General features: G+C 40.8%; 1 protein-coding gene. It reads left to right on the top strand.

What is annotated here, in order from left to right; genetic code table 11:
* Window positions 1–169 precede the first annotated feature (169 nt).
* Window positions 170–1267, top strand: coding sequence for a transposase (locus tag AT15_RS10025; protein ID WP_068349284.1), 1098 nt, complete (start codon window positions 170–172; stop codon window positions 1265–1267).
* Window positions 1268–1491 lie beyond the last annotated feature (224 nt).

The raw sequence follows: 1491 nt of genomic DNA, 5'->3' as shown, positions 1-1491 counted from the left end.
CGTTACGGCGAGGGTCGGCGTCGTGGATTATGTTGATGGTGGTATAAAGCCAGAGTCTCAACTTATGCACTTCGAGTTAACAAAATAAAGAAAAGAAAAACAGGTCATTGAAAAAGGCACGGAATCATCGTATATTCGTGGTGAGCAAACCATACGAAAGGATGATTCCATGCCCACCACGAATATATCACAGATTCTCCCGGATGTCATTAAGCATGTTCACTTTTCCCGTAAAGAACAGAAGAGGTTCGTTCTCGGTTATTCCTCTGCCTTGTTCTTAGCAAACTATAAAAATACCTTAAGGCTTGCTAAGCTATCTGGTTCCTCTCAATCTTCTGTTTCGAGATTTCTCAATACCGATTCCATTTCCACTAGAGCTTTGTCTTATTCAAGGGTTGAATACCTTTCAGATTTCATGGTAAAGAATGCTTTGACTCCTAAATACATCATCCTGGATGAAACAACAATCAAGCGGCGTGGAAATAGAATCGAGCATCTTGGTGAGTTTTATTCTACGACAGAAAGGAGAATCGTTAAGGGAATCTCGCTGCTGTCATCCATGGTGTGGATAAAACCAAAGCTCTATTTTCCCCTGTTCTCTTCTCTAAGGACAAAAGAGAACCTGACAAAGCAGTTCATTGAATTACTCAAGAGAATTCCTTTCAGAAACACTATCTTACTCATGGATGGAGGCATACTCTGTTCTGAGATATTCTTTGAAGCCATTAAATTAGGCTACACAGTGATTGGCAGGTTAAATCCCGTGATGGATGTTGTCTTCAATGGTGTAAAGCTATCTCTCTCATCGTTGAGGAAACAAACCAGGGGGACAACATCTGTGGAAGTTATTATTCCAAAATACAACAACGCGAAAGTCAAGCTCGTTTTTCACAACACACCACAGGAGAACAGAGTGATTCTTTGCAGTGATAGCTCCATGCCGGAGCATGAGATATTGGGGCATTATTCGAAAAGAAACTACATTGAGACCTATTTCAAGGAAGTAAAGCAGAACTTTGGGCTAAAACCCCAGGTCTTTTCTGCAAAGAGTACAGAAAGGCATGTTGAATTAGTACAGCTTGCTTTCACCGTATGGATGCTAGCGAGATTCTATCGTTCTGTCAAAGACCAAATAGGCTTGAGGGATTTTCTCGAAAAACTCAGGCTGAACTATTATCTCTGTCTTGCTATGAGGATTATCCAAACTGGTTACCCTGTTATCACTCGGCCCTTTGAGTTCCTTGTTAATTCAAAGTGCATAACTTGAGATATTGAAGATGGCTGTCTGACTATTGTTCTGAAAATCATTGATAAACTAATGACAATGAACGATCAGATGCAAGAATTGACCAATGCTTATATTCTCATTGAAGGCAATGTGATAAAAGAAATCGGTACAGGTGACGCGCCTGGGGCAGATTGGCAGATAAATATGGCAGGCAAAGACGTTCTACCAGGCGTTGTGAATAAACATCACCATCTTTACCAGTC

This window comes from Kosmotoga arenicorallina S304 (assembly GCF_001636545.1).
Classification (GTDB): Bacteria; Thermotogota; Thermotogae; order Petrotogales; family Kosmotogaceae; genus Kosmotoga_B; species Kosmotoga_B arenicorallina.
Note: the sequence above shows the minus strand (reverse complement) of the source record. Positions and strands in the feature narration are given on the sequence as shown.

Excerpts from the sequence above, each read along its gene's own strand:
- AT15_RS10025 (WP_068349284.1), top strand. The coding sequence starts at position 170 with ATGCCCACCACGAATATATCACAGATTCTCCCGGATGTCATTAAGCAT.